This is a genomic window from Sorangium sp. So ce590 (genome assembly GCF_051521365.1).
GTDB lineage: Bacteria > Myxococcota_A > Polyangia > Polyangiales > Polyangiaceae > Sorangium.
Genome location: NZ_CP150346.1, coordinates 4,514,955 through 4,540,239, shown reverse-complemented (window position 1 = coordinate 4,540,239; position 25,285 = coordinate 4,514,955). Strand labels below are relative to the sequence as shown.

The 25,285-nt window shown below is 73.0% G+C and carries 15 protein-coding genes; 7 read left to right on the top strand and 8 right to left on the bottom strand.

The window, feature by feature from the left end; genetic code table 11:
- Window positions 1–123 precede the first annotated feature (123 nt).
- From WMF28_RS17020 to WMF28_RS17000, 5 genes are all read right to left on the bottom strand, one after another.
- On the bottom strand, window positions 124–1,059 hold the full coding sequence (locus WMF28_RS17020) for a fibro-slime domain-containing protein (RefSeq protein ID WP_437603295.1): 936 nt from the start codon (window positions 1,057–1,059) through the stop codon (window positions 124–126).
- 314 nt (window positions 1,060–1,373) lie between these two features.
- Window positions 1,374–3,767 carry a glycoside hydrolase family 31 protein gene (locus WMF28_RS17015; protein ID WP_437603294.1) on the bottom strand — a complete coding sequence of 798 codons (2,394 nt, stop codon included), beginning with the start codon at window positions 3,765–3,767 and terminating at the stop codon, window positions 1,374–1,376.
- Between the two features lie 97 nt (window positions 3,768–3,864).
- Entirely contained in the window at window positions 3,865–6,192 is a 2,328-nt protein-coding gene (locus tag WMF28_RS17010) for a peptide ABC transporter substrate-binding protein (protein ID WP_437603293.1), read from the bottom strand.
- 176 nt (window positions 6,193–6,368) lie between these two features.
- Window positions 6,369–7,385, bottom strand: coding sequence for a UDP-glucose 4-epimerase GalE (gene galE / locus WMF28_RS17005; RefSeq protein ID WP_437603292.1), 1,017 nt, complete (start codon window positions 7,383–7,385; stop codon window positions 6,369–6,371).
- Window positions 7,386–7,558: 173 nt separating this feature from the next.
- The gene (locus WMF28_RS17000) at window positions 7,559–9,979 is read right to left on the bottom strand and encodes a peptide ABC transporter substrate-binding protein (protein WP_437603291.1); all 2,421 of its coding nucleotides are present in this window, start codon (window positions 9,977–9,979) and stop codon (window positions 7,559–7,561) included.
- A gap of 129 nt (window positions 9,980–10,108) precedes the next feature.
- On the opposite strand from WMF28_RS17000, the gene WMF28_RS16995 reads away from it, so the two are divergent.
- On the top strand, window positions 10,109–14,566 hold the full coding sequence (locus WMF28_RS16995) for a hypothetical protein (RefSeq protein WP_437603290.1): 4,458 nt from the start codon (window positions 10,109–10,111) through the stop codon (window positions 14,564–14,566).
- A gap of 29 nt (window positions 14,567–14,595) precedes the next feature.
- Here the strand turns inward: WMF28_RS16995 and WMF28_RS16990 are convergent, their stop codons facing one another.
- Both WMF28_RS16990 and WMF28_RS16985 read right to left on the bottom strand, forming a co-directional pair.
- A complete protein-coding gene (locus WMF28_RS16990; RefSeq protein WP_437603289.1) occupies window positions 14,596–15,612 on the bottom strand; it encodes an OmpA family protein in 1,017 nt (338 codons plus the stop codon).
- A 238-nt stretch (window positions 15,613–15,850) separates the two neighbouring features.
- Complete coding sequence (locus WMF28_RS16985) at window positions 15,851–16,906, bottom strand: RNA polymerase sigma factor (RefSeq protein ID WP_437603288.1); 1,056 nt, start codon at window positions 16,904–16,906, stop codon at window positions 15,851–15,853.
- A 106-nt stretch (window positions 16,907–17,012) separates the two neighbouring features.
- Here WMF28_RS16985 and WMF28_RS16980 point away from each other — a divergent pair, with 106 nt between their 5' ends.
- From WMF28_RS16980 to WMF28_RS16970, 3 genes are all read left to right on the top strand, one after another.
- Window positions 17,013–17,555 (top strand): L,D-transpeptidase family protein, encoded by a 543-nt coding sequence (locus WMF28_RS16980; protein ID WP_437603287.1) that lies wholly within the window; start codon window positions 17,013–17,015, stop codon window positions 17,553–17,555.
- A gap of 106 nt (window positions 17,556–17,661) precedes the next feature.
- Entirely contained in the window at window positions 17,662–18,087 is a 426-nt protein-coding gene (locus tag WMF28_RS16975) for an EVE domain-containing protein (protein WP_437603286.1), read from the top strand.
- 32 nt (window positions 18,088–18,119) lie between these two features.
- Entirely contained in the window at window positions 18,120–18,917 is a 798-nt protein-coding gene (locus WMF28_RS16970; protein WP_437603285.1) for a hypothetical protein, read from the top strand.
- A 238-nt stretch (window positions 18,918–19,155) separates the two neighbouring features.
- On the opposite strand, the gene WMF28_RS16965 is transcribed toward WMF28_RS16970, so the two are convergent.
- A complete protein-coding gene (locus WMF28_RS16965) occupies window positions 19,156–19,980 on the bottom strand; it encodes a fatty acid desaturase (protein WP_437603284.1) in 825 nt (274 codons plus the stop codon).
- Window positions 19,981–20,332: 352 nt separating this feature from the next.
- Here WMF28_RS16965 and WMF28_RS16960 point away from each other — a divergent pair, with 352 nt between their 5' ends.
- From WMF28_RS16960 to WMF28_RS16950, 3 genes are all read left to right on the top strand, one after another.
- A complete protein-coding gene (locus WMF28_RS16960) occupies window positions 20,333–21,415 on the top strand; it encodes a fatty acid desaturase family protein (protein WP_437603283.1) in 1,083 nt (360 codons plus the stop codon).
- An 11-nt stretch (window positions 21,416–21,426) separates the two neighbouring features.
- Window positions 21,427–22,275: a hypothetical protein gene (locus WMF28_RS16955; RefSeq protein ID WP_437603282.1), complete on the top strand. Its 849-nt coding sequence runs from the start codon at window positions 21,427–21,429 to the stop codon at window positions 22,273–22,275.
- 267 nt (window positions 22,276–22,542) lie between these two features.
- Window positions 22,543–25,161, top strand: coding sequence for an efflux RND transporter permease subunit (locus tag WMF28_RS16950; RefSeq protein WP_437603281.1), 2,619 nt, complete (start codon window positions 22,543–22,545; stop codon window positions 25,159–25,161).
- Window positions 25,162–25,285: the final 124 nt, after the last annotated feature.

Genomic DNA, 25,285 nt, shown 5'->3' with positions numbered 1-25,285 from the left:
AGCATGTCAACTTGCGGCGTGAACGCGCGCAGGTCAGCGCGGGCGTCCGTCGCCCGGCAATCGGGAGGGCTCGGGCCGCTCGAGACGCTCGTCGTCAGCCAGCGCCCGAGGCGCCGGCGCGCCTCACCTCGGCACGTCGACGGGCACGAAGCAGGAGATGTTCGTCTCGATGTGGAAGTTCGACCCGTCGGTGTGGCGCTCCGCGTGGAAGATATCCATCGTGTAGCTGTTGCCCGGAGTGATGCCCAGGGAGCTGGCCTGCGCATCGAAGTCGATGACACCCGACTCGGGCCCGTGCATGCTGCCGAGATCGAGGGCGAGCTTGCCGTTGATGAAGATCCACATGTCGTCGTCGCCCCGGAAGCTGAACTGCTGGCCGGCGACGTAGCCGAACTTCAGGTGGATCTCGGTGGTGAAGAGGAAGTTCTGGTTCTTGTGGTTCTGAGGGGTGATCCCGAACCCCTCCTCAGGCGCCAGCGGGAAGAAATCCATGCTGTCGAAGACGTACTGACCCGAGCCGGGCGGCGACTCCTCGAGCTCGAGCTGCTTCGGGAAGGTCATGTTCACGCCCGGCACGTCCCGGTACCACTGGTCGAACGACGCCTTGCTGTTGATGACGACCTGATTGGGGTTCCCACCCCCGCAGTCGAGCGGGGTCTGCAGGTCCGCCTGGCAGCCGATCGAGTCGAGGAACACCGGCTTCCCGTCGCTGTCGAGCGCCGGCTCGACGAGCTTGCGTCGAACCACGTCGCCCCTGAAGTCCATCTCGAAGTCGGGGTGCGTGGCGTTGAAGTCGCGGTAGAGGACCTCGAGCGTGCTCTTGCACTCGCCCCCGCCGGCGCCGCCGGCGCCGACCGTCACGTTGCCCCCCGCCATGCTCCCGAAGTCGCCGCCGCTCGAGCTGCTATCGCCCCCCGAAGGCGTCCCGCTGGTGCCGCCGGTGGTCGTCCCGCTGCTGCCGCCGGAGCCGGAGGTCAAATTGCCGTTCTCGCCGGGCCCCGAAGAGCACGCCAGGGCAGCGACCGCGAAGGTAACAAGAAGGAAGGATCGAGGGGACATAGAGCACTCCAGTGAGAAAGTAGGACAACCACATTTGGTGGAAGTTGTCAACCGCGTCCCATGGACGCTGTACGCGAGATCGCGTGGCACTGTCCGCCGGATCTCGTGATGATCGTTTAATTCAGTCCGGCTGCAGCCCGCCGAACGTGCCCTGTTCGACGGGACAGAAGCGTAATGCGGCGCGTCGCTCTCACGCAGGCGGCTCAGGGCGAGGTGGGTCGGTCCGCCGCGGAAGACAAGCGAGATCGGGGAGCTCGCTTGTGCTGAGCTCCCGCCTTGCTTTTGCGCTGCCTCGCGTCTCCGCGCCTCCCGGCTCAGGACGCCCGCAGCTCGATTCGCTGCCAGTCGGCCGCGACCTCGATCTCGACGACCCCTTCCAGGACGCGGTGCGAGATGGCCCCGGCCACGGCGTGCGGCGGGGGCACGCCGTAGATCCGGATCGTCTCCACCTCGCGCGCGGGCGGCAGATCGCCCTCGACGCGGCGCTCCAGCGTGAACGTCGCGCCGTCGAATCCGCCCGAGAGCCGCGTCATGCGCGACGGACCCTGCCCGTCGCCCTCGTCCTCGTAAAGACGGCCGCTCACCCGCTCCGCCGCGTGCACGTGCCACGTGATCTCCTCCCAGCGCGCTGTCGTCGTGTGCATCCGCGGCGCGGTGAGCGCCACCGCGCCCCCGGCGCGCAGCCACACGGGGACGACCCCGAGCGGCGCATCGGCGATGACGTGGCGCCTGCCCTCCTCGACCTTCCCCGCGCGCTCCAGGTTGGCGAAGTCCATCCATGCGCCGGCGGGCAGGTACGAGAGCCGCTTCGATTGCCCCGGCCGCACCACCGGCGCGACGAGCAGGTCGTCGCCGAAGAGGAGCTGATCGTAGGCATGGAGCGCCTCGGGATCCTCCGGGGCCAGGAAGGACAGCGGCCGCAAGACCGGCAGGCCCGTCTCCGCCGCCTCGCGCATCAGCGTGTACAGGGTCGGCAGGAGCCGGTAGCGCCGCTCGAGCACCGCGCGCGCGAGGCCGAGGTACGGCTCGCCGAAGCGCCAGGGCTCCTGCGCCGGCCTGCCCCTCGCCGCGTGGTTGCGCATGAGCGGATAGAACAGCCCCGCCTGCATCCAGCGCACGAGCAGTTCGCCGTTCGCGCGGCCGGCAAAGCCGGGGATGTCCGCGCCGACGAACGGCACGCCCGAGAGGCCGAGGCCGACGAGCATCGGGATCGACGCCTCCAGATGCGTGAAATTGCTCGCAAAATCGCCGGTCCACACAGCGGCGTAGCGCTGGATGCCGGCGAAGGCCGCGCGCGTGAGCACGAAGGGGCGCCGGTCGGGCGCGTGGCGGGCGAGCCCCTCGTAGGCGGCCCGCGACATGCCGAGCCCGTAGACGTTGTGGACCTCGAGGTGCCGCCGGGCGCCGTGGCGCGCGTCGTAGGGGAGCGTGCTGCCCTCGATCGTGCCGAGCCCCGAGGTGCGCCCGCCGTTCGGCGCGGGCAGGCCCCTGTCGGGCCGGACGGAGAAGCACGCCGGCTCGTTCATGTCGTTCCAGATGCCGGCGATGCCGGCGTCGACGAAGGACTTCTGGAGATCGCCCCACCAGCGCTGCACGTCCTCGCGCGTCAGATCCGGGAAGACGGCGGGATCGGGCCAGACCTCTCCCACGAGGGTGTCGCCGCGCGACAGCCGGACGAGGAAGTCTCGCGCGCGCGCCTCCTCGTAGACGGCATAGCCCACGTCCGCCTTGATCCCCGGGTCGACGATCGTCACGAGCTTGACCCCCTCGGCCGCGAGATCGCGCGCGAGCCGCGCCGGGTCCGGGAAGCGCGAGCGGTCCCAGGTCCACACCCGGTAAGCATCCATGTAGTCGATATCGAGGTGGACCGCATCGAGGGGGAGGCCGCGCGATCGATAGCCGCGGACGACGCCGCGCACGTCGTCCTCGGTCTCGTAGCCCCAGCGCGACTGGTGCGCGCCGAGGCTCCAGAGGGGCGGCATCGCCGGGCGCCCGGTGAGCGCGGCGTAGCGCCGGAGGACGTCGGCCGGGTGCGGGCCGGCCAGGAGGTAGACGTCGAGCTCGGGCCCGCGCGACTCCCATTCGATGCGATCCGGGTCGCTCAGGGCGATGTCGACCTCCGAGCGCCACGGCTCGTCGAGGAAGAGGCCCCAGGCGACCCCGCCGCGGAGGGCCACGAAGAAGGGAATCGAGGCATAGAGCGGGTCGGATTCGACGTGCGGCGGGAAAGCGTCGGTGTTCCAGAAGGTGAAGCGCAGGCCGCGCTTGTCGAGCGGGCCGACCTTCTCGCCGAAGCCGAGGTAGGCCTCGCCCGGGGGCGCCGCGAGCGAGAGCCGGGCGCGGAGCTCGTCCACCGGGAAGGCCGGCCGGACCTCCCCGGAGACGCCCTCGCTGCGCGCGAGGATGCAGCCCTGTCCGTCGCCGAAGGTCCATGTGCCCGAGGCGAGGGAGACCTCGAGAGAGGCGCCCTCGGCGGTCACGTGGAGCGTGTCCCCCTCCCGGCGCGCGGAGAGCGGCAGCGCGCCGTCGGCGACCACGGCGAACGAGCGCTTGGGGGGGAGATCGGGGTGCGTGAAGCCCGTCACGGCGGACGAGGGAGCGTGGCGCACGCGCAGCACACCGGGACCTGGACAGCGGATCTCGATCGCGGCGCGGGCGCCCGAGAGGAGCACGTGAGTCGCGCCGAGCAAGGCGTCGGTGAGGTGCATGGCGCGAGTCTAGCCGGGCGTGGCCGTCCGGACCACGAATCGACCGGGGCGCTCGTCACGGCCCCACGCCCTGCAGATCACCGTCCCGGAGGCCTGCTCACTGCCCCCCTCCGAGCCGCCCCGGCGGCGGCATCTCCAGCGCCGGCGGGGGCTCGCCTGCCGGCCTGTGCTGCCAGTCGGGGTCGATCCAGAGCCATTTGACGAGCTGCGTGTTCCGCGCGTTGGGGATGTACCCCCTCACCCACGGCTTCACCAGGGTCGACTTCTCCTCGAAATAGAGCGGGATCCTGAACATCCCGTCGAGCGCCCGCCGCTCGGCCGTCCGGAAGAGCCGGATGCTCTCCCTCGGATCGGCCATCGCGGCGGCCTTGCGGATCGTCTCGTCGAACTCCGCATCTGCCCAGCCGCTCCGGTTCTGGGGGCTGTACGACAGGAACGTCCCGAGCCACGTCTGCGGATGGTTGTAGTCGGCGAACCAGGCCAGCCGGATCACCTGGAAGTTGCCGTCGCGGAGGTTCTTGAGCATCACCCGCCACTCCTCGTTCCGCAGCGTCACGGAGATCCCGAGATGGCGCTTCCACATGTCCTGGATGGCCACGGCGACCTGCCCGTGCCCCTCGCCCGTGTTGTAGAGCACCTCGATCGGCGGAAACCCCTTCGCGCGGAGCGTGTCCCCCTCGCGGACGACCTCGTATCCGGCCTCGGCGAGCAGCGCGCGAGCGCGCGCGGGGTCGTGGCCGACGTCAGGGCTCGAGAACGGATCCGCGCCGCGCGCCCTGTCCTCCGCCACCTGCTCGGCGTAGCCGGATCCGGTGATGTCGGGCACGTAGTGGGTCGCGGGCTTCCCCATCCGCGTGACCTTCTCGACCAGCTCGCGCTTGTCGATCGCGAGGTTCAGCGCCCACCGCACGCGCGGGTCGTCGAGCGGCGGCTTCCTCGTGTTGAGCTCATAGTACACGGTGGAGAGGTACTCGATCCGCCGGAGGTCCTTCTTCCCGGACAGCCAGCCGAGGTGGTCGTACGGGAGCTCGGAGTTGTCGCCCAGATAATCGAGGTCCCCTGCCTTGTAGAGCTGCAGGGTGGCGTTGTACTGGGCGATCTCCATCCAGACGATCCGGTGGATCCTGAGCGCGTCATGCGCCCAGTACGCCGGGTTCCGCTTCATCGTGATCTCGTACCGGAACTTCCACTCATCGAGCTGGTAGGGCCCGTTGACCACGATGTTCTCGGCGCGGAACCAGAGCTCCGGCTCGCCGCGCGCCTCGAACGGCTCGATGACGTCGCGGCGCACCGGGAACAGCGTGACGAAGCTCGTGAGATCGGTGAAATAGGGCGTGGGCTGCTCGAGCTCCACGTCGAGCGTGAGGTCGTCCCGCGCCCGCACGCCCACGGCGGTGTCGTCCTCGACGAGCTCCGATGCGGCGACGAACCCGGTCACCCCGCCTGAAGGCGGCGCCGCCCGTGGCGCGGCGGAGTCGTACGTGGGGAGGGCCGCGTGGGGCGCGACAAGGGCGTACGCGGCGGCCTCCGCGGACGCGGCCGGCGCGAGCAGGCAGCCCGGGAGATAGCCGCGGCCCTGAGGCCCCTCGATCTCGAACCAGCGGTCGGCCGCGCCGTTGCAGGCGACCGGCGGGCCGGCCGCGAGGAGGGCGACCTCGGCGCCCCGCCAACCGCCGCCGGGGGTCGCGTCGATCGGCGCGGGCACCGGGGCCGCGCCGGCCGCGTCGAACGAGAGCCGCTCGCCGGCGCCGGTCTTCTCGTCGGGCTCGGCGTACGTCACCGAGGCCACCCCGGGAGGCGGCGCCGCGAGGGGCGGCACCCCCGACGCGACCCGGGCGGGCGACTGGCCGAGCACGACGACGAACGCCCCCTTGGGGAGCTCGATCGCCGGCGGCGCGTCGGGGCGCGGCGCGGTGCGCAGTGTCGCGGCCTCGCGCAGCGCCTTGAGCTTGCCCAGGTTGAAGAGCTCGCCGTTCTTGAGGATGTGCAGGTTCGTGGCGGCGAGCGAGGCGGTGGAGGGGCGCAGCACGCGCTTCCACGCGTACTCGAAGTCGTGCGCCGTCACCGGCTTGCCGTCCGACCAGCGCGCCTCGGGCCGCAGGTGGAACCGGAAGATCCGGTTGTCGTCGCTCTGCTCCCAGCGCGTCGCCGCCCCCTGCACGGGATGGAGATCGCCGGCCGCGTAGGTGGTCAGCCCCTCGAACATCTGCTGGAGCAGCGTGATGCTCACGGAGTCGACGGCCTTGCCGGGATCGAGGTACTCCGGCTCGTCGCCGTTGTTGACGTAGAAGGTCGCGACGTCCTTGCCGGTGCGCGTCGTCGTCCCGACGTACCCATCGCCCTCGCCCGTGCACGCCGCGAGCGCGAGCAGCGCGCCGAGGAGGGCGACGCGCGGGCGCAGCGGCTCGCGGGCGAACGGCGTCATCGCTGTTCCTTGGTCCCGGGCTTCATAGGAGAATGAACCGCAGAGGCACAGAGGACGCAGAGGGAAGAGAAGAGAGATGAAATATGATCTTCTTCTCTCTCCTCCGTACCCTCTGTGCCTCTGTGATTCAAATTCCCCCCATCACGGACCCGGGAACGCGCTCAGGAGACGCGGTGTCAGTCGGCAAACCCCTTCGGGTTCTGCTCCTGCCAGCGCCAGCTGTCGCGGCACATGGTCTCGAGGTCGCGCTCCGCGCGCCAGCCGAGGAGCTCCGCCGCGCGCGCCGGATCCGCGTACACGGAGGCGACGTCCCCGGGGCGCCGGGCGACGATCTCGTGGGGGACCCGCTTCCCGCTGACCTTCTCGAACGCGGCCACCATATCGAGAACGGAGTATCCACGCCCGGTGCCGAGGTTGACGGTGAAGCTGTCGCCGACGGTGAAGATGCGGTTCAGCGCGGCGAGGTGCCCGAGCGCGAGGTCGACAACGTGGATGTAGTCGCGCACGCCCGTGCCGTCCGGCGTCGGCCAGTCGCCGCCGAACACCCGGAGCTTGTCGCGCCGCCCCACCAGCACCTGCGTGATGAACGGCGTCAGGTTGTTCGGAATGCCGCTCGGGTCCTCGCCGATAAGCCCGCTCTCGTGCGCGCCGACCGGGTTGAAGTAACGCAGGGACGAGAGCGACCAGCCGCCGGTGGCCGCGACGTCGCGCAGGATGTGCTCCACCATGAGCTTGGATTGCCCGTAGGGGTTGGTCGGCCCGAGGCGGCACCCCTCGTCCAGCGGCACGCGCTCCGGATCGCCGTAGACCGTGGCAGACGAGCTGAACACGAGCTTCCGCGCGCCCCGGGCGTCGAGCGCCTTGAGCAGGCACACGGTCCCGGCGACGTTGTTCTCGTAGTACGAGAGCGGCTTCGCGACCGACTCGCCGACCGCCTTGAGCCCCGCGAAATGGATCGTCGCGTCGATGGGATGCTCGGCGAGCAACCGATCGAGCCGCGCCGCGTCGCGGATGTCGCCCTCGACGAACGTCACCTGCTTGCCGGCGATCCGCTCCACGCGCTCGACGGCCGCCTTGCGGCTGTTGCAGAGGTTGTCGAGGATGACCACCCGGTAGCCCGCGTGGAGGAGCTCCACGCAGGTATGCGAGCCGATGTAGCCCGCGCCTCCGGTGACCAGGATCGTCTTGCTCATGTCGTTCTCCCGAGAGCGTCCATGCTGCTCTCCTTGAATGAGGCCATGGCCCAGGCCAGCACGTCAACGGGCACGTCCCCTCACCCCCCGCGGCCGCGCGAAGGCGTCGCCGCGCGGCCGAGCGGAGCGGCTGTCGGACGGCGACGGAGATCGTGGTGGACGGGGATCGGCTGTCACGGCGCCGCCGGCCCGGCCGGCTTACCCAGCGTCGGGCCGAGCCGGCCCGGCGCCGGGAACTCGAGCTGCGGAAACGCGATCTCGTTCGACGGGTTGTCGCGCCAGCGCGGGTCGATCCAGAGCCACTTGACGAGCTGCACGCTCCGCGCGTTGCCCTTGAACCCCTTGACCCAGGGCTTCACAAGCGTCGACTTCGTGTAGAAATACAGCGGCAGCTTGGGCATGCGGTCGACGGCCCGCTTCTCCGCCCTGCGGAACACCTGGATGCTCTCCTTCCGACCGGCCGTCGCCGCGGCGGTGCGCATCAGGTCGTCGAACTCCTTGTCGGCCCAGCCCGTCCGGTTCTGCGGGCTGTAGGAGAGCAGCGTGCCGAGCCACGTCGCCGGGTGGTTGTACTCGCCGATCCAGCCGAACCGCACGACCTGGAAGTTGCCGTCGCGCACGTTCTTGAGCATCACCTTCCACTCCTCGTTCCGCAGCGTGGCGGAGACGCCGAGGTGACGCTTCCACATGTCCTGGACAGCGACGGCGATCTGCTTGTGCCCCTCGCTCGTGTTGTAGAGGATCTCCAGGGCCGGGAAGTTCTTCGCCCGGTATCCGTCGCCCTCCCGGACGACCTCGTAGCCCGCCTCGGTGAGCTTCGCGCGGGCGCGCTCCGGGTTGAACAGGACGTCCGGCGACGAGAACGGGTCGACCCCGAGCCTCCTGTCCTCGGCGAGCGCCTCGTCGTAGCCCGAGCCCGTGTAGTCCGGGACGTAGTGCGTGGCCGGCATCTGCCCGCCCCGCGTGATCTTCTCGACGATCTGCTGCTTGTCGACCGCGAGGTTGAGCGCCCAGCGGACGCGGACGTCGTCGACCGGCGGCTTCCTCGTGTTGAACTCGAGCCAGTACGTGGAGAGGTAGGGGAACCGCTTGAAGTCCTTCTTTGTCGACAGCCAGTCCAGGTGCTCGGAGGGGAGCGAGGAGTTGTCGCCTCCGTAATCGAGATCTCCGGCCTTGTAGATGTTCATCGCGGCGTTGTACTGCTCGATCTCCAGCCAGACGACGCGGTGAATCTTCAGCTTGTCACGGTCCCAGTACATCGGATTCCGCTTCATCGTGATCTCGTAACGGAACTTCCACTCATCGAGCGTGTAGGGGCCGTTGACCACGATGTTCTCGGGGCGGAACCAGAGCTCGGGCTCGCCGCGCTGCGCGAACGCCTCGATCACGTCCTTGCGCACGGGGAAGAGCGTCACGTAGCTCGTGAGATCGATGAAGTAGGGCGTGGGCTGCTCCAGCTGCACGTCGAGCGTGAGGTCGTCCCTGGCGCGGACGCCGACGGCGCCGTCGTCCTCGACGAGGAGCGCCTCGGGCACGAACCCCACCGGGGGCTCGCCCTGCGCGGCCGCGGGGGCCGCCGCGGCGTCGTACGTGGGGAGGTCCGCGTGCGGCGCGACGACCGCGTAGGTCTCGCGGGGCGCGGCGCCCGCGCCGTCCTTGCCCGCGGCGGGGGGGACGAGCAGGCAGCCCGGGAGGAAGCCGCGCGCGCCGCCCCGCTCGACCTCGAACCAGCGATCGGCGGCGCCGTTGCACTGGCACGGCGGGCCCGCGCGGACGATGTCGACAACGGCGCCCTGCCAGCCGCCGCCGGGCGCGGGGCCGAGCGGCGCGGCGCCGCCGGCGGCAGCGTCGAACACGAGCCGGTCTCCGGGGCCGCCCTTCGCGTCGCCCTTCGTGAACGTCACCGCGGCGGCGCCCTCCGGCAGCGCCGCGAGCGGCGCGATCGCGGTGTCGACCTGGATCGGCGAGCGCGCCAGCACCACGACGAACGACCCCTTGGGCAGATCGAGCGCGGACGGCGCGTCGGGCCGCGGCGCGGTGCGCAGCAGGGTGGCCTCGCGCAGCGCCTTGAGCTTGCCGTGGTTGAACAGCTCGCCGTTCTTCACGATGTAGAGGTTCGTGGCGGCGAGCGAGGCGGTGGAGGGGCGCAGCACGCGCTTCCACGCGTACTCGAAGTCGTGCGCCGTCACCGGCTTGCCGTCCGACCAGCGCGCCTCGGGCCGCAGGTGGAACCGGAAGATCCGGTTGTCGTCGCTCTGCTCCCAGCGCGTCGCCACCCCCTGCACGGGATGGAGATCGCCGGCCGCGTAGGTGGTCAGCCCCTCGAACATCTGCTGGAGCAGCGTGGAGCTCGCCGAGTCGTTCGACTTTCCGGGGTCGACGTACTCGGGCTCCGTGCCGTTGTTGATGTAGATCGTCGCCTCGTCCTTGCCGACGCGCGCGGTCGTGCCGGCGTACCCGCCTTCGCCCTCGCTGCACGCCGCGAGGGCGAGGCACGCGAGCCCGAGCGCAGCGAGGGCGCCCCGCGCCGCGCAACCGGCGCTCCCGCCACCCCCCTCGCCGCCGGCACCTCGTCGCTCCGGAGCCCGTCGCATGCCGCGGGAGTAGCACGGCCCCCGGGGGGCAGGAAGGCAGCGGCTGCCCGGTCCGGGGGGCGTCGCTCGTCCGATCTGCGAGACGACCGCGGCCGGCCCGCGGTCTTCGTGTAAGGTCGCGCGCTCGTCATGCTGCACGCCCGCGTGGTCGTCTCGTCGCGCGCTCTCTCGGTCTGCTCGGCGCTCGTCCTCGGGCTCCTCGCCGTCGGCTGCGGCGGCGCGAGCCCCCCGGGCACCGCGCCCCCGCCAGCGTCGCGCTGCGATCCGGCGCACCTCGACGCGTGCGAGCGCGCCCTCGCCGAAGGCCGCGCGCCGCGCGAGCTCGCCCTGGGCTACGTCGAGGCCCGCGCCGCCCGGGACGCCGGCGATCCGTGGGCGCTCCTGCTCCGCGATCTCGACCGCCGCGGCGGGGCGACGCCGCGCGTCGCGGTCATCGTCGAGGCAGGCGCGGAGGCCGCCGGCAAGGCGCAGCGCGGTGGCGCGGCGGACGCGACGTGGATCCGCGCCGCGCCGCTGCCAACCCCCGGCGCGCTGGGCGCCGACGCGCTGCTCCTCGCGATCGGCGAGGCCCTCGGGGTCGAGCACCTCGTCCACGCGCGCGCCCGCGGCGGCGGCGCGGTCCAGCTCTTCCCGAGCGACCCGCTGGCGCCGTTCATGGCCGGCGTCGCGCCGATCGCGCGCGGCGACGCGGCGCTCGCGCGCGTCGCGGACGACATCGCGCTCGCGGCGCTCGTGCGCCGCGCCTTCGACGCCGCCGGCGGCTTCCGCTACGTCGAGGCCGCGCGCGCGGCCGACGCCCTCGCCGCCGCGCTGAAGGGGCGCGACCCGAACGACGAGCCGGCGCTGCGCGGCCGGTACGCGCTCCAGCTGCTCGGGACGGCCGGCGTCGCGCTCGAGGACGACGGCGACGCGACCGGCGCCGCCGGCGCGCCCGCGGCCCCCCGGCTGGATCCTCCGCCCGCGCCGGACGATACGCCCTACGGCGACCTCCTCCGCGTGCGCACGGCCCGGGACAGCCGCGCGGCGTGGCGCGTCCGCGGCGCGGCGGTGCTGCGGGCCGTGCCCGCGGGCCGGCGCGCCGCGCTCGACGACCTGCTCGGGAAGGCGCCGGGCTGCGGCCGGGACGTCGCCCCGCCCATGGAAGGCGCGCGCGACCTCGTGTTCGCCTCGGCGCTCGCCGGCGCCCTCGCCCCGGGCGACGCCGCGGCTGTATCCGCTGCATCGGCTGCATCGGCTGCATCGGCTGCATCGGCTGCATCGGCCGCACCCGCCACCGGGAGCGCCGCGGCGGCAGCGCCGGGCAGACGGCTGCCGCTCGACGCGTGGCTGCCGCGCTACGAGGCGCTCGTCCGCGCCGTCGATCAGACGAGCACCGCGTGGGCACACGCGCCGAGCCTGCTCTACGAGCGCGGCCCCGCGCCCGCCGCAGGCCAGGCGGGCAGCGCCGCCCACCGGCGCGTCACCGAGCTCGGCCTCGCGCACCTCGCCGCGCTGCGCGCGCTCGCCGAGGCCGAGCCGCGCCGCTACCGCGCGCTCGCGCAGATCCCCCTCGCCTACAGCCCCGGGGTGCTCGCCGACGAGCGCCTCCGCGACGCCATCATCGACCTCACGCAGGTCGCCGTGCAGCGCCGCATGGCCGATGCGCGCGATCCGGAGGCGGTCCTCGGCGCGGCGCTCGCCGGCGTCTTCGCGGGCATGTCGTACCCGCCCGAGGTGCAGCCCGCGCACTTCCTGGCCCTCCAGGGCGCCCTCACCGCCAAGCTGCGCGGCGACCTCGCCGCGCAGACCGGCTGGGGCGTCGCCGGCCTCTACGCCGCCGACGCGCTCTACCGGCTCCTCTCGGAGCGGTCGCCCGATCTCGCGTTCTCGTCGGCGCAGATCGAGCGCGCGCTCTCGCCCGCGCCGGCGCTCCCCTACCCCGGCCTCGCGGCGCTCGCCGCGAGCCTCTCGCGCTACGCCGCGCTCGACGCCGCCGGCGCGCTGGATCTGCGGGCGATCGACGCGACCCGGCTCCCTCCCGAGCGCCGCGCGGCGCGCGACGCGCTCCGGCGCGCCGTCGCGGGGCTCGCGGCGGGCGACGCCGGCGCCGGCGCGGCGGGCGACGTGGAAGCGCCGCCGCCCGGCCTCGTGGAGGACGTCACCGCGCTCGCCGACGGCGTCCTCGCCGTGCTGCTCACCGAGCGCTCGCGCAAGCCGCCCCCGGCCGCGGACGCCTGCCCCGCCGCGGGGCGCGGGCCGAGCCCCGAGGCGCGCCGCGCGCTCGCGCGGCTCGGCGACGTCCGCGGCCGGATCCTGCGCGCGCCGCGGTACAGGCAGGGCGACGGCGCGTGGGTGCGCCGGGCGCGGCTCCTCGTGACGCTCCTCTCCGACGCGCTCGATCTGCTCGCCGCGCCCGGCGCCCGCGCGGCTCGCGCCGGCGCATCGGAGTCCCGCGTGCGCTTCACCGTCCCGACCGCGGACGCCGAGGCCGCCGTCGCCGCGGGCCTCTCCAGCTGGGGCGACAGCGGCCTCCCGGACGCGCTCACCGGCGGCTACGCCCTCGCCCGCGCGCTCCTCTCCTCCGCCACCGCGGAGCGCTTCGCAGAGCAGAGCGGCGCCCCGCTCGGCCGGGTGCTTCGCGGGCTCGCCGCGGCGTTCCGCGACGACACGGCGCAGACCGGCGCCGGGCAGGGCCCGGGCGGCGGCGCCCTCCTCGACGCGCTCGCGTCGCTGCCCGCCTCCCGGACGGAGGGCGACCTCCTGGACCTGTTCGTCGGCTACGCCCGGGCGCTCTCGGCGCTCGGGCTGCGCGATCAGGCCGACCTCGGGCTGCTCACCTCGCTCCTCGGCGCGGCCGTGGTGGGCAGGCCGCCGTCGCCGGAGGCCGTCGCGCACGCGAACGAGAGCGGCAGCCGGGTCGCGTGGGTGCTCTCGTACCTGAGCGAGATCGCGAAGGCCCGGCGCGGCGTCCCCCCGGACCCGTCGGCCTACGCGGACGCGATGCGCGAGGCGTCGGACGACGCCTGCCAGACGGCCGACGCGGGCGACGTGCTCGCGATCATGGGCGCCATGCGCGACTTCGCCGGCGGCCGGCGCGCCGAGGCGCGCGACGCGCTCGACCGCGTCCTCGCGGCCGCCGACGATCGCGGCCTGCATGTGCCGCGCATGACCTACCGCTACCAGGAGATGACCGCGACCCGCGTCTTCTCGCTCAGCTTTGACGTCTCGTACGGCGCCGGGCTCCTCGAGAGGTCGACGAGCTTCCAGCTCGGCCTCGGCCTCCGCAGCCGCGGCGAGCCCTCGGGCGCCCTCACCGTGGCGCTCGCGCCCGAGGGCTCGCCCCGCAGCGACGAGGACGCTGGGCGCGCCTACGTCGGCGCCGCGGCGCTCGCGGCCGCCTACCACTTCCTCGATGGCGACACCGAGCGCGGCGCCGCCGCGGCGCGCCGGGCCATCGCCGCCCTCTCGTTCGGCCTCCGGCTCGGGGAGCGGGCGCTGCGCCAGGACCAGCCGCTCGCCTGGGGGCGGGACGCACGCGCGCTGCTCGCGATCGACGCCCAGCTCGCGGCCGAGGCCGGTCACCCCTTCCTGGCCGGCGACCTCTGGACGCTCGTCCGCGGCCTCTTGCCGCCGGACGCGGACGACGCCGCGGTCGCGGCGCTGCTCGATCCGCTCCCGGCGGGGCTCGCCGCCGCCCCGGGCATCCGCCCGCTCGTCGCGAGGACCGCGCGCTCGCTCGCCGTGGTCGCCGGCCCGCTCGCGTGCACCGAGGCGAAGGTCGAGCTCGGCGGCCACGAAGAGCCCGCCTGCGACGCCTACCCGCTCGCGCTCTCGCTGCGCATCGCGGACGTGCTCGGCAAGCTGCCGCACCTCCGGCGCGCGGGCAGCGCGGCGGCGTGCCCCGCCCTGCGCAGCCTCGACGGCTTCCTCACGGCCGCGGAGCGGGGGACGTACGATCCCGACGCGTTCACGGCCGCCGTGGAGGCGCTGCGCCGGAGCGGCCGGCTCTACGACGCCGGCGTGATGCTGGCGCGGCAGCGGCGCGAGGGGCACTGCGGCCCGCTCGTGCTCGCCGCCGCGCGCGCGCTCGGCCGCGCGCCCTCCCTCGGCCCGGCGCTGCGCGCCGACCTGCTCAGCGTCGCGGTGAGCTGCGCGGCCGCGGCGCTCGACGGGAGCGTCGTCGACGACGTGCTGGCGCTCGACGGCGAGACGCGCGCCCTCCCGGACCTCGGCCGCAACCTGAACGTCGTGCTCTTCGCGACGGAGCTCGCCGTGCGCGCGGAGCGCTGGGACGTCCTCGCGAAGCTCGCGAAGCAGCCCGAGTTCGTCGACCGGTGGACGGGGGAGGACGCCGAGGCGGCGGCGACCGCGCACCTCATCGAGACGGCCGCGGCCGTGCTCGCCGGCGGGCCGCCGCCGGGCGACGCGCGCGCCCACAGCGCGCACGCGAAGCTCTGCGGCGAGCCTCCGCCCGGCGCACGCGCCGCGATGTGCGCCGACATCCAGCGCCTGCGCGCCGGCGCCGTGCCCGAGGCGCAGCGCCGGCAGCGCGCGAAGGAGGCGCTGGAGCGGCTGCTCGCCGCCGCGCGCGGGCAGGCCGCCCCGTAGCCGCCTGCCCGCAGCCGATCGCCTCGCGCCTACTTCACGCTGGCGGGCTTCGTCTCTGCCGGCTTCTGATCGGCGGGCTTCGCCGCGGCGGGCTTCGTGTCCCCTGGCTTCGCGGCCGCGGGCGGCGCGGCAGCAGCAGGTTGCGCGGCCGCGGGCGGCGCGGCAGCAGCAGGTTGCGCGGCCGCGGGCGGCGGCGCGGCGGGCTTCGCGTCGGCCGGCTTCGCCGCGGCCGGCTTCGCGTCGGAGCTCTTCGGGGCCGGGGCGGCCTTCGGCGCGGAGGCGGGCACGCCGGCGGGCTTGAGGCCCTTGGTGAGGGCCGCGGCGCAGGCGAGCGCGACGCCCGTGTCCTTGCCATCGAGCCGCATGATCTTGATCTCGACCCGGCGGTTCTTCTCCTTCGCCTCCTCGGTCTCGCCCGGATCGGTCGCGCAGTGCGCGCCGTAGCCGGCGGACCGCACCCGGTTCTTCTCGACGCCGAGCGCCACGAGCGCCTTCACCACCGCGTCCGCGCGCTTCTTCGTGAGCGTCACGGTGGCGTAGTCGCTGCCGACCTTCTCGGAGTAGGCCGCGACCTCGGCGAACTGGATCTGCGGATGGTCCTTGATGACCTGGGCGATGTTGGCGAGGAGCTCCTGCGAGGCGGGCTCGATATCAGCCTTGCCGGCGGCGAAGGCGATCTTCTCGTTGAGCTGCACCTCGTTGTCGAGGAGAACGACCCTCGGGACGTCGGGACAGCCGTCCTCGTCCTTGTAATTGTTCACGACCTCGGCCTCGGTCGGGCACTTGTCGGCCTCGGCCACGATGCCGTCTCCGTCCGGGTCGGTGGACTTGCAACCGTCCTTGGCGTCGGGCGGCAGACCGTCCTCTTTCTCGGCGACGCACTTGTCATCGCTGTCGATCACGCCGTCCGCGTCCGCGTCGGGGGGGGGCGGCGGCGGCGCCGGGGGCGGCGGCGGCGCGGGCGGCTGCGCCGGCGGCTGCGCCTGCATCTGGGGCTCTCTCGCGCAGCCGGCGTTCGCGGCGAGCAGCGATACTGCGAATGCCATTCCAAGCCATCTCGTGGTTCGCATCTCCGGGGCTCCTCTCCTTGGCGTCCTTGATTGCGCCGAGCGCCAGCGTGTTTAGACGACCACGCCGGAAACTGCGAGATTTAATCGCACGGCGAGGCGGGCGGCTCCCCCTCGGCAGCGCGTCGGACCCCGCTCCGGAGGTGACAGCGCCGCTGGCGAGCCATCGAGATCGACCCGGCCCCCGGCGGGTGGTTCGCTTTCCCGGCCGACGGAACTAGCGTTTCTTTGACGAGAAATCCATCGTCTCAGGCGGCACCTTACCCTTCAGGTCAGGCGCCTGCGGCTTCTTCGACTTGAGCGGTTGTCCCACTGGCGCCGACAGGGTGGGCGTCAGTGCGGACGTCGGCGCGGGCGTCGGTGCGACCTTCTGGCGGGGCTGTGGCGAGGAGCGAACATCGTTCGAGTCCCGCTCTGTCGGCTTCTTGACGGGCCCCGGCGCCGGGGGCTCGTCGGTCGGCGCGCGGAGCGCCTCGAGCGCGCGCTGGCGCGCCGCCGCGACGCCCGGCGCGGTGCGGCCTCGAGGATCGAGCCGGTCCGCCTCGTCGAGCTGGTCGAGGCACCGGCGCCACGCCGCCTCGTCGCAGGCGCGCAGCGCCTCGGCCCGCAGCGAGCGCGCGCGATCCAGCGGATCGAGCGGCGACGGCGTCTCGATGGGCGGGGCGCTCGGCGGCGGCTCGGGCAGGGGCGCGACCTCGGGCAGGTCCTTCGTCGAGCGCAGGAGCCGGACGAGGACGATCGCGAGGATCGCCAGGGCTGCGACGGCGGCGAGCTCCGCGAGCCAGCGCTCCCGCATCCACCGCCGCATCCGCGACACGCGCTGACGCACCCGGGCGGCCGGCACCTGCTCGTCGGCGGCGATGCTCTCGAGCTTCTCTCCTTCCCCTTCGCGGGCCATCCACGAGAGCGTCTGCTGCGCGTCGCGGGTCGCCGCGGCCTGCTCTTCTGCCCAGCGCGCCAGCTCGCGCGCCTCGACGGGCGGCGGACCGACCGGCAGGTCGGGCAGCTCGGTCGCGGTCTCGCGGAACGAGCGCCGGTGGTGGTCGGCCACCTTGTGGCGCGCGATCCCGAGCAGCCAGCGCCGGAGCTCCGTCGGATCGACCGGGCGCGCGGGCGAGGCGAGCGCGTCGCAGAGGACGGTCTGCACCACGTCGTCGACCTCGCCGCTCGGCACCCGCCGTCGCACGAACTCCTCGAGGGCGCGGCGGATCCCTGGCTCGGCCAGGGGGTTCGTCGCGGGGGCGCTGCGCTCGGTGGTCATCGTCGTGCTCATCGACCTCTGCATCGCGCGGCGGCCGCGGAGTGTGACGAGCCCGATCGAGAATACGGCAGACCTCGCGTGGGCGTCACACTCCGTCGCGCGGGCCCGACGGGCGGGCATGATCCTCCGGCCCCCTGCTGTCCTCGCCGCGGCGCTGTTCGCTGCGTCCCTCGCCCCGGCCGCTGCCGCCCGCGCGCCGCGCCCCGCGGGGGCCTCCTTGCCGCGGGTCACCGAGATCCGGATCGACAAGAGCGAGCACACGCTCGATCTTGTGGCGGGCGACGAGATCGTCCGGTCCTACCGGGTCGCCCTGGGGCCGGGTGGGCCGGGGCCGAAGCTCTACGAGGGCGACCGGCGGACCCCTGTCGGCACCTACCGCGTCGCCGGCCGCATCAACGGCCTGTTTCATCAGTTCCTGCTCGTCAGCTACCCGAACGAGGAAGACCGCCGGCGCTTCGCCGAGCTCAGGCGGCGCGGCGAGGTCCCGCCGGGCCGCGGCGTCGGGCACAGCATCGGGATCCACGGCGTCGGCGACGTGCAGCGCGCCGGCGTGCACAAGGAGAGCGACTGGACGCTCGGGTGCATCGCGCTCGACGACGACGAGATTGACGAGGTCGCGCGGCGAACGCCGGACGGCGCCAAGATCGTGATCACTGATTGAACGGGGGGGTGCTAGGGTAGCCGGTCACATCGACGGGCTGTCCGCCGATGATGAGAGCGCGACGGCCCGACCGGCGCCGCCCTCATGCCCGCCCGGGAGATCGTGCATGTCTCGCCGTTACTGGCTGATGAAGAGCGAGCCTCAGAAATATTCGTTCGCGCAGCTCATGCGCGATGGCCAGACGATGTGGGACGGCGTCCGGAACTTCGAGGCCCGCAACAACATGCGGGCCATGAAGCAGGGGGATCTCGTGCTCTTCTATCACTCGAGCGAGGGCAAGGCGGTCGCGGGCGTGGCGCGCGTCAAGCGCGAGGCGTACCCCGATCCGACCGCCGATGCGGAGGAGGACTGGAGCGTCGTGGACATCGAGCCGGTCGCGCCGCTCAAGGTGCAGGTGACCCTTGACACGATCCGCGGCGACGAGTCGCTGGTCGAGATCTCGCTCCTGAAGCGGTCCCGGCTGAGCGTGGTGCCCGTCTCGAAGGAGCACTTCGATCGGGTGCTGAAGCTGGGCAAGACCAAGATCGCTTGACGCGGGCGCCCGGGGTAACGACTAATCCCGGCGTGAACCTCCGCCTTGGAGCCCGAGCTCTCGCCCTCCTCTTCCTCTCCAGCGTCGCGTGCGGTGGCCCGCCGACGCCGTCCCCGATCGAGGGCGAGCCGATCTGCCCCGACTTCGAGATCGGCGCGGCGCGCGCGCCGATGCGCGGCAGCCTTCGCTTCCCGATCGCGCTGACGGTGCGCGAAGGCAAGGAGCCGATCACGCGGACGACGCTCACCGGGCGCCGGTCGAAGGACGATCCGGCGAGCCGCATCCTCCTCGGCGACGAGGACGCCGAGTACGAGATCGAGTGGGCGCAGTGCGAGAACGAGCGCGCGCCGAGGGCGCGCAAGCAGGCGCGCGGCACGAAGGACGCCTCCGAGTACGAGTGCGGCAACGCGGCCGTGTACAAGACCGACAAGCTCGTCACCCGGAAGGGCGACGCCGCGTCGCGCACGGTCCACTTCGCGGCGCCGCCGAAGCCGGCGTGCTGGGAGAGCGAGCTTCCTCCGGCCGGGGCCCTTCCCTCGCCCGACGCGGGCGCCGAGCCGGCAGCCGCCGATGCGGGCGCCGCCGATGCGGGCGCCGCCGAGCCGGCAGCCGCCGATGCGGGCGCCGCCGATGCGGGCGCCGCCGAGCCGGCAGCCGCCGATGCGGGCGCGGGTGCGGCCGACGCGGGCGCCGCCAGCGCGGGGGCCACGGGCGCCGCCGCGGCGCGGGTGGACGCGGGTGCCTCGCGCGATGGGGGGGCAGGCGGCGCTGCCAAGCCGCCCCCCCGCGCCGCCGGGGGCGACGCGGGTCCCCTCCCGCAGGGCAACTAGCGGGCGCGAAGGGCTCTTCGCTCCGGGACGTAAGGCGAAGAGAAAAAACCGCAAAGACGCAAAGACGCAAGAAGCGGTCAAGAGGCGCGAGGCGGCTCTTCTCCCGGCGTCCTTGCGGATGCGAAGCGGGACAGCACAAGACGCCAGGGCGCTCTCTCCTTCTGGCGTCCTTCGATTCTTTCTCTTCTCCTTGCGCCTTTGCGCCTTTTTTCTCTTTCTCTTCTGTCCGCTCGCCGCCCTAGCTGCGCCCTCCGGGCTTCGTGATCGGCAGCCCCGGCTCCAGCTTCGCCGGGTTGAACATGCCCGCGCGTTTGTGGTGATTCGCGTGCATGTAGATCCCGTGCCAGAGGAGGTTACCGATCCGGTAGTACCCGTGGTTCAGGTTCACCGGCTTGAAGTCGCCGTCCGGCGAGGACGCGTTGTGCGTCGACCAGTTGAAGTGCACGAGGTGCAGAAAGCCGACGATCGACGCCGGCACGAAGAGGACGAAGAACCCGATCGGGCCGAGGAACACGTACCAGCACGCGATGAGCAGCAGGTTCGTCGCGTAGCTCACGTAGGCGCGGATCCGCTCGTAGCGGCGGCTCTCGGGCGAATCGCCGTAGAGCTCGAAGTAGATCTGCTGGAGCTGGCGCTCCACGTTCACCACCGTCTTCACCAGGAACAGCCAGTAGCTGGCCACGACCGGGTGCGGATCCCTGTCGACGTCATCCGAGTAGCGATGGTGGCGCTGGTGGATCACCTCCCACGAGGCGAACCGCGTGAGCGCCACGAGCCCGCAAAGCTCGCCGACGAGCCGGTTGATCGGCCGGGGGAAATTGTTATGTGTCGCGTTGTGGATGAACACGCTGCAGAGGATCTGCGCATGGCAGACCAGCGGCAGGAGCAGCCAGAGGCGGTCGTCCCATCGCTCGATCAACGACCCGTACCCGCCGAGGTGCATGCACGCGAGGAAGGTCGCGCACGCGAGCGCGTAGAAGCCGTCGTAATAAAGGTAAAAATACCGGTTTCGTCGGAGCTGCGTGAACGGCAGCGACGTCAACGTGGAGACGATGACAGACACGTGCTTGAGCCTCCCCCGCGCCCGAACGGCGCAGCGCTGGCGCGGATCGGACCGCGCAGCGCCCCCGCGCCCCGGGCTGCTGCCGCCTGGACTCGCACACCGCCAGTCCAGGCTCCTCGAATACACCGGTCCGTCACTTCCGTCCACGGTCTCTCCATGCGCCCGCCACCCTCGGCAGGATTTCGGCGCGCGCGACCGGATTCCTGCGCGCAACGCGCGCGTGCGAACGCGAGTTCGCAGCTCGCCGGGAATCCCGGGAGACGCGCGGCGCGGGTGACGCGACCGTGCGAGGCGCCTCCACGCGGCGCTCTCAACATTGTTTGGGCCGGGCAAGAGTGATAGTGACGGTGGGGTGACAGTCGAAGTCGCCACACCCGCTCCCGCATCCAGCGGGGCGGAGCGCCCCGGCGCGACCGGGGCTTCGGGGAGGGACGAATCACCCGCTCAGGGGGGGCCTGCGGGGCAGCGGGGCGCGGTCGCGAGCAGCCTGCATCGGGACGCGCGCCGCGAGCCCTGGCTCCTGAAGCACCCTGCCGAGCGGCGGCAGATCGGGATCGTCGCCGCTTACCTCGGCCTGCTCGCCGCGATGTTCTGCGTGCCCGCGTGCCGCAACGTCCTCTTCTTCGCGGCGGCCTGCTGCCTCAGCTTCCTCAACGCGGTGGTCATCCACAACCACCTGCACCAGGGCATCTTCCGCAGCCGCCGGCTGAACATGCTCTGGCGCTGCGTGCTCAGCTTCGGCGCGCTCTACCCGGCGTCGGCCAACGTCCCCTCTCACAACCTGGTTCACCACCACTTCGACGACGAGGGCCAGCCCGACTGGGCGGCGCCGGAGCACGTCTCGTTCCGGTGGAACCTCCTCAATCTGATCCACTTCCCCAACGTGGCTGGGCCGAACACCTTCGCCGGCGTCGCGCGCTGGAACGCGCTCGCCGGCCGGCGCGAGATCGTCCGGCAATACCGGTTCGAGATGGCCTCCGCCTTCGGGCTCACCGGGGCGCTCCTCCTCGTCGATTTCTGGACGGCGCTCTTCTTCGTCGTGCTCCCGCAGCTGTACGGCGCGCGCTGCATCCTCCGGATCAACCTCCTCCAGCACGACGGGTGCGACGTCCAGAGCGAGTGGAACCACTCGCGCAACTTCGTCGGACGCGCCTTCAACTGGATCATGTGCAACAACGGTTACCACACGATCCACCACAACCGGGCTGGGCTCCACTGGTCGGTGCTCGCCGAGGCGCACCGGCGCGAGGTCGCGCCGCGCATCGATCCGGGGCTGAACGAGCCGAGCCTGCTCGGCTACCTGCTCCGGACCTACGTGCTCCGCTTCAACCGTCCCTCCCCCCGCGACGTCGCGAAGGCCGAGCGGTCCGCCCCGTCGATAGAGCTCTCGCCGCGCGCGCTCCGCCGCGCGGAGGCCGAGGCCGCCAGCGTGTAGGCGCCCGAGCGATGCTGTCGAGAGAGCTCATGGGCGCCCTCGCCCTGGCCATCCTCTGGGGGAACACCCTGCTCATCGTCGCGACCGCGCTCAAGCAGCTCGCCGCCGTCGCGGCGACGCTCCGGCGGCTCGGCGCGCCGCGCGGCGACGGCGCCTCGCTGCTCGAGGCGCGCGTCCTCGGCGGCGACGGGCGCGGCGGCGCGCTCGCCGGCCACCGGATCGAGCAGGTGGGCCGCGCCGGCGCCGGGGGCCGCGCGCTCGACGAGATCGTCTTCGCCGACAGCGGCCACGGCGGCGAGATCTACGGCGGCGCCGTCGTCGCGGGCGGGCGGGAGCTCGCGGTCGCGCCCGCCGTGGAGAGCGAGGTCTGGGTGTCGAGGGCCGAGGTCCGCGCGGCCTCCGCGTGCCCCTCGGAGGCGCGGTTCGACGAGGCCTACCAGCACGCGCGCAAGCCGCGCGGCTTCTCCAGGACCGTGGAGGCCAGGATCTGCGCGGGCGCGCCGGTGTGGCTGCTCGGCGCGGTGGAGGGCGGCGCGGGCGGCGTGGATCGGATGCGCCCGACCCTCGTGTCCAGCATGGATCCGCGCGCCTTTTGCCGCGGGAAGCTCGCGCTGCTCTCGCTCGGCGTGGCCGGCATCCTCGGCGCGCTCGTGGGCTGCACCGCGCTCGCGCTGTCGCGGCCGCGCTTCGGTCCCGAGAGCACCGCCGGCGCCGCGCTCTGCCTCGCGTTCTTCCTGCTCGTCCAGCCGCTCGGGACCGCCCTGCGCGACGCCGCGCGCCCCCCGAGCGCCGCGCCCGCGCGCGGCCGCTGGGTCCGGAAGCGCGCGGGCAGCGCCTCGCGGGTGATCGCCTCCGGCTAGCGGCGAGAGCAACCGATCGAGCGCGTCCACTGGCAGCCGGCCGAGCCGCTCGACCGAGCGATCGGCGCCGAGCTCCGCGTGCCGCGTCACAGATTTCTTGCTATCGCTCCCCCGCGATCCTCGGCGGCCGCAGAGGGACCTCGGCCTTGCCCTCCCGCCGCGCGCGATCCGCTGTTCCGCGGGGAGCCCGTTCCCCAGGACGTGGTCCACCCCGGCGCCCTCGCGCCCTCACCGTTTCCTTCAGCCCCGGATCCCCTGACCTCCTCCATGCCCTCTCCGCAGCTTCCACCCGCGGCGCCTCGCCCGTCGACCTCCCCCGCCCAGGACCCCTCACCCCGCGCCGCGCCGCCCTCCTCGAAGGGCGGCGGGTTCGCCGCGCGCCTCGCCGAGCTCCAGGTGAACCGGCCTGCGCTGCCGCTGCTCGCGGCCGGGCTCCTCACCGTCATCGCCCTCTTCCTGGCGACGCGGCTCCAGGTGCTGACGGGGTTCGAGTCGCTCCTGCCGGCGTCGCGGCCGAGCGTGCAGGAGCTCGACCGGGTCGCGGCCAAGACGGCCGGCGTGTCGACGCTCTTCGTCGTGCTGCAGGGCGGCGAGGGCACGTCCACGGTCGCGCTGCAGAAGGCCGCGGACGCGCTCGTACCCGAGATCGAGCGGCTCGGGCCGCCGTGGGTCGGCAGCGTCGAGAACGGCGTCCACGAGGCCTTCCGCTACCTCTCGCCGCGCGCCGGGCTCTACGTCGAGCACGACAGGCTCACGAAGCTGCGGGACGACATCGAGGCGCGCTACGCCTACGAGGTCAACAAGGCGACCGGCGCGCTGCTCGACGACGACGAGCCGCCGCCCGAGGTGAGCGCCCGCTCGATCGAGCAGAGCCTCGGGCTCCAGGGGATCGACGCGGGTCGCTACCCCGACGGCTACTACCAGTCGAAGGACGGCAAGACCGTCGTCGTCGCCATCCGCTCGAAGGTGCTGGCGAGCGATTTCGCCGCCGGCACCGAGGCGATCCGGCGCGTGCGCGAGGTCGTCGATCGCGTGCACCCCGCCTCGTTCGATCCCGGGATCACCTACGGCCTCGCCGGCGATCTGCAGACCGGGATCGCCGAGTACGCGGCGATCAACGAGGACCTGACCGACGTCGGCGTCGCGGGCGCCGTGCTCATCGCCGCGGTCGTGTTCCTCTACTACCTGCGCGTGCGCATGCTCGTCGCCATGCTGATCACGATCGTCACCGGCGTCGCCTGGACGTTCGGGGTCACCCAGCTCGCGCTCGGCCACCTCAACATGGCGACCGGGTTCCTCTTCTCGATCGTCGCCGGCAACGGGATCAACTTCGGCATCATCTACATGGCGCGCTACCTCGAGGCGCGCCGCAGCGGCGCGAGCCTGCTCGAGGGCGTGCGCGTCGCCCACCGCGAGACCTGGCTGCCCACGCTCACGGCCGGCTGCGCCGCCGCGGCCGCCTACGGCTCGCTGCTCGCCACCGACTTCCGCGGCTTCCACGACTTCGGCCTCATCGGCGGCGCCGGCATGGTGCTCTGCTGGGTCGCCACGTTCGTCGCGCTGCCGAGCGTCCTCGCGGTGATGGAGCGGCTCAGCCCCCTCGATCGGGAGTCGCCGGGGCTGCTCGGCAGGTTCCGGCGGCGCACCCAGGGCGGCATGGCGTTCGGCGAGCCGTTCGCGCGGCTCGCGGCGCGGAGCCCGGCCGGCCTGACGGTCGCGGGGCTCGCCCTGGCCGCGGTCGGCCTCGTCGCGGCGGTCGGCTACGTGCGCGCCAATCCGATGGAGTACGACCTCCGGAACCTCCGCAACGACGAGCGGGTGCGCGCCGAGCAGATCCGGCTGGGCGCGCTCGCGGAGGAGATCACGGGCTACGTGGGCACCGACGGCATGGCGATCCTCGTGGATCGGCCCGAGCAGGTCGAGCCGCTGCGCGCGGCGCTCTACGCGCGGCGCGACGCGGCGTCCGAGGGCGAGAAGCCGTTCAAGGAGATCTACGCCCTCCAGGATCTGGTCCCTAGGGATCAGGACGCGAAGATCCCGCTGCTCCAGGAGATCAAGGAGCGCGTCCTGCGGGCGAGGAAGCGCGGCCTCCTCGGCGACGAGGACTGGAGCCGGATCCAGGCGGTCATTCCGCCGGACGATCTCGCGCCGTTCGGCATCGACGATCTGCCGGCGGGGGTGGCGCGCGCCTTCACGGAGACGGACGGGACGCGCGGTCGCATCGTGTACATCAGCCCGATCACGTCCGAGAGCGTGCACGACGCGCACTACCTCTTCCGCTGGGCCGACGCGTACCGCGAGACGCGGCTCCCTGACGGCAGCGTCGTGCGCGGCTCGGGGCGCGCGGTCATCTACGCGGACATGTGGGCGGCGGTCATCGACGACGTACCGCCGGCGGTGCTCTTCTCGCTGGCCGCGACGGTCCTCGTCGTGCTCGTCGCCTTCCGCGGCGGCCGCCCGGCGTTCGCCGTGCTCGGCGCGCTGCTCGTCGGCGTCTTCTGGATGGCGGGGCTGCTCGTGCTGATGGGCGTGAAGCTCAACTTCCTGAACTTCATCGCGTTGCCGCTGACGTTCGGCATCGGCGTCGACTACGCCGTGAACATCGTGCAGCGCTACGCGCGCGAGGGCGCCGGCGGCGCGCTCACGGCGGTGCGCGAGACGGGCGGGGCGGTGATCCTCTGCAGCCTCACGACGGCGCTGGGCTACCTCGCCCTGATCCGCTCGCAGAACCACGCGGTGCGGAGCCTCGGCATGGCCGCCGTCATCGGCGAGGTCGCCTGCCTCTTCGCCGCCGTGCTGGTGCTGCCCGCGGCGCTCGTCTGGCGCGACCGGCGCCGCGCCAAGGGCGCGGAGAGCTTCGTCGCCGTCGGCCGCCCGACAACCTGAACACGGCGCCGGCGCTCCGCTCGCCTCCTGACGGGCTCGAACCGTTGCGACCCCCGGCGCCGGCCCCTCCCAACGGTTGCGATCCGTGGCTGCCCCCCGGCGCCGGCCCCTCCCAATGGTTGCC